The organism is Thermoactinomyces intermedius, assembly GCF_013912365.1.
GTDB classification, from domain to species: Bacteria; Bacillota; Bacilli; order Thermoactinomycetales; family Thermoactinomycetaceae; genus Thermoactinomyces; species Thermoactinomyces intermedius.
The window spans coordinates 1-2508 of sequence record NZ_JACETT010000031.1 but is presented as its reverse complement, the minus strand read 5'-3'; the positions used below and the strand labels follow the sequence as shown (position 1 = coordinate 2508).

General features: G+C 43.0%; 3 protein-coding genes. All 3 read left to right on the top strand.

The features are described from left to right. Positions 1–399, top strand: a 399-nt coding sequence (locus H1R82_RS07575) for a phage portal protein (RefSeq protein WP_181821636.1), incomplete at its 5' end; no start/stop codon positions are given. A gap of 19 nt (positions 400–418) precedes the next feature. Continuing rightward, positions 419–1126: a head maturation protease, ClpP-related gene (locus H1R82_RS07570; protein WP_181732312.1), complete on the top strand. Its 708-nt coding sequence runs from the start codon at positions 419–421 to the stop codon at positions 1124–1126. Next, positions 1123–2349, top strand: a complete 1227-nt coding sequence (locus tag H1R82_RS07565; protein ID WP_181732313.1) for a phage major capsid protein — start codon at positions 1123–1125, stop codon at positions 2347–2349. The genes H1R82_RS07570 and H1R82_RS07565 overlap by 4 nt, the downstream gene beginning before the upstream one ends. Positions 2350–2508 lie beyond the last annotated feature (159 nt).

Genomic DNA, 2508 nt, shown 5'->3' with positions numbered 1-2508 from the left:
GAACCCAAAGATTATGTACCAAACGATAAGCAAATGGACAAAACAGTACAACGAATTTACTCCTTTTTCAACACAAATGAAAAGATTGTCCAGGGCAATTACACTGAAGATGAATGGATTTCATATTACGAGTCAGCGATTGAACCTGACATCGTACAAATGAGTAATGAATTTACAAGGAAGTTGTTTACCAGGCGAGAAAGAGGATTTGGAAATCGAATTGTGTTTGAAAGCTCTAACCTGACATTTGCAAGCATGGATACAAAATTAAGATTAGTTGAATATGTTGACCGGGCAATCATGAGCCCGAATGAGGTAAGGGAAATCCTTGGTCGTGCCCCATATGAGGGAGGAGATGAAATGATTCGCCGCCTGGATACCAGGCCGGCTGATGAATAATTGAAAGGGGGTGTCGAAGATGGCGAAGATCAAAATTAAGGGGGCTATTGTGTCTAATGACGATAAATGGGCTTATGACTTTTTCGGACTTGAGGCCACAAGCCCCAATGAAGTGGCAGATGCCCTTGAAAAAGCAAATGGCGAACAGTTAGAAGTCTTAATTAACTCCCCTGGCGGTGATGTGTTTGCAGGCTCAGAAATTTACACTTTGCTAAAAGACTACAAAGGGGAGGTGACGATTAAGATTACCGGTGTAGCCGCAAGCATGGGTTCAGTCATTGCGATGGCTGGTGACAAAGTAAAAATAAGCCCAACAGCGCAAATCATGATTCATAATGTGTGGTCTATGGCTGTAGGAGATTATCGAGACATGAAACATGAGTCGGATGTGCTAAAAAATATGAATCGTTCCATTGCTGCGGCATACCAAAATAAAACTGGTTTAAGTGAAAATGAATTGCTTGGTATGATGGATCGCGAAACCTGGATGAATGCCCAGGAAGCGAAGGAAAAAGGGTTTGTTGATGAAATCCTGTTCGAAGAAAAGAACATGCAAATGGTGGCGTGTGCAAGCCATTTGCAACTTTTGCCAAAACAAGTCATTAACAAGCTCCGTAATATGCAAGACAAAATCAAGAACCCGGTTGAATCTTCTAAAGACGAGATTCAATCGGGTATTTTGTTGGTCAAATTTAACTATTTGAAATTAAAAGGAGTGATTTTATGAACCTCGAACAGTATAAGGCTCAACGCAAGGCCTTGATGGATGAAGCAGAATCTTTGATTGAAAAAGGGAAGGCAAATGAAGCAAACGCGAAAATGGAAGAGGTTAAAAAACTTGATGACAAGTGGGAAGAGGTAAAGATTGCAAATGCAAATCTGAATGCATTAAAAGACACTGAGGTTTTTGTTGATCTTGAAAAGAAATCAGCCAAAGTGAAAGGAGAAAGAGAGTTGGAATTTTCGACAAAGGAAGCGAGAAATGTTGATGAGAAAAAGGCGTATGAAAAAGTTTGGGCAAAACACATGATGGGGTTTGCACTTGATCAAAACGAAAGAGAGTTATTCAACAAGTTTAATCCTGACTTCCAAAATGCTTATACCCATGACACCACTAATACCGAAGTATTGATCCCGGAAACAGTTGCAGAAGGAATTTGGAAGCGAGCAGAGGAGAATTACCCGCTCTATGCGGATGCGCGTAAATACAATGTGCGCGGTAAATTTACTATTAAGAAGCATGTGTCAATTGATGCAGGCGATGCGGCATGGTATACGGAAGGAACACCCACTGAAGACGAACAGAATACGTTCGGCGAACTTGTACTTGATGGCCACGAGTTGGCAAAAGCAGTAACGGTTACTTGGAAATTGCAAGCTATGGCAGTAGAAGACTTTATTCCGTTTATCACTGAAGAGCTTGGGGATAGAATCGGGGCTGCATTGGGAATGGCCGCTGCACAAGGGACCGGTGAAGGACAGCCCAGAGGAGTAGAAACGGCCTTGCTCGAAGAGTCTGGAACGCCGCAAGTTGTTACTTATAGTGAAGACGATCCGCTTAGCTATCAGCATTTAACACAAGCCATGGGGCTTATTCACTCTTCATACTTGAGCGGTGCAGCGATTTATGCAAACAACGCAACGATTTGGGGGCAGCTGGCAAACTTGATGGATAATGACGGGCGGCCGTTATTTATTCCTGATGTGACCAGCGGCGGTGTTGGTCGGATGTTTGGTTTGCCGGTCAAGCCAGATGCTGGTGTATCAGAGGGTTCGATCATCATCGGAAATGCCAATCGAGGCCTTGTATTTAATGTCAGCGAACCCATGAGCGTGATGACAGAACAGCATGTAAAATCGCGTACAACTGATTACGCTGCTTATACCGTTGTTGACGGTGATGTGATTGATGAAAAAGCGTTTGCTTTGATCACTGAACCTGTTGCATAAGGGGGAGAGTGACTATGCCAAGATTGAAGGTGAAACGCCGTTTCCGAGATCGGGAGACGTTTAGGTTTTTTAATAAAGGTGAATACTTCGAGCATGAAAGCCAGGAACGGATAAACGAGTTGGTTGACAAAGGTTTTTTGCAAGGGAAGCCTAAGACCA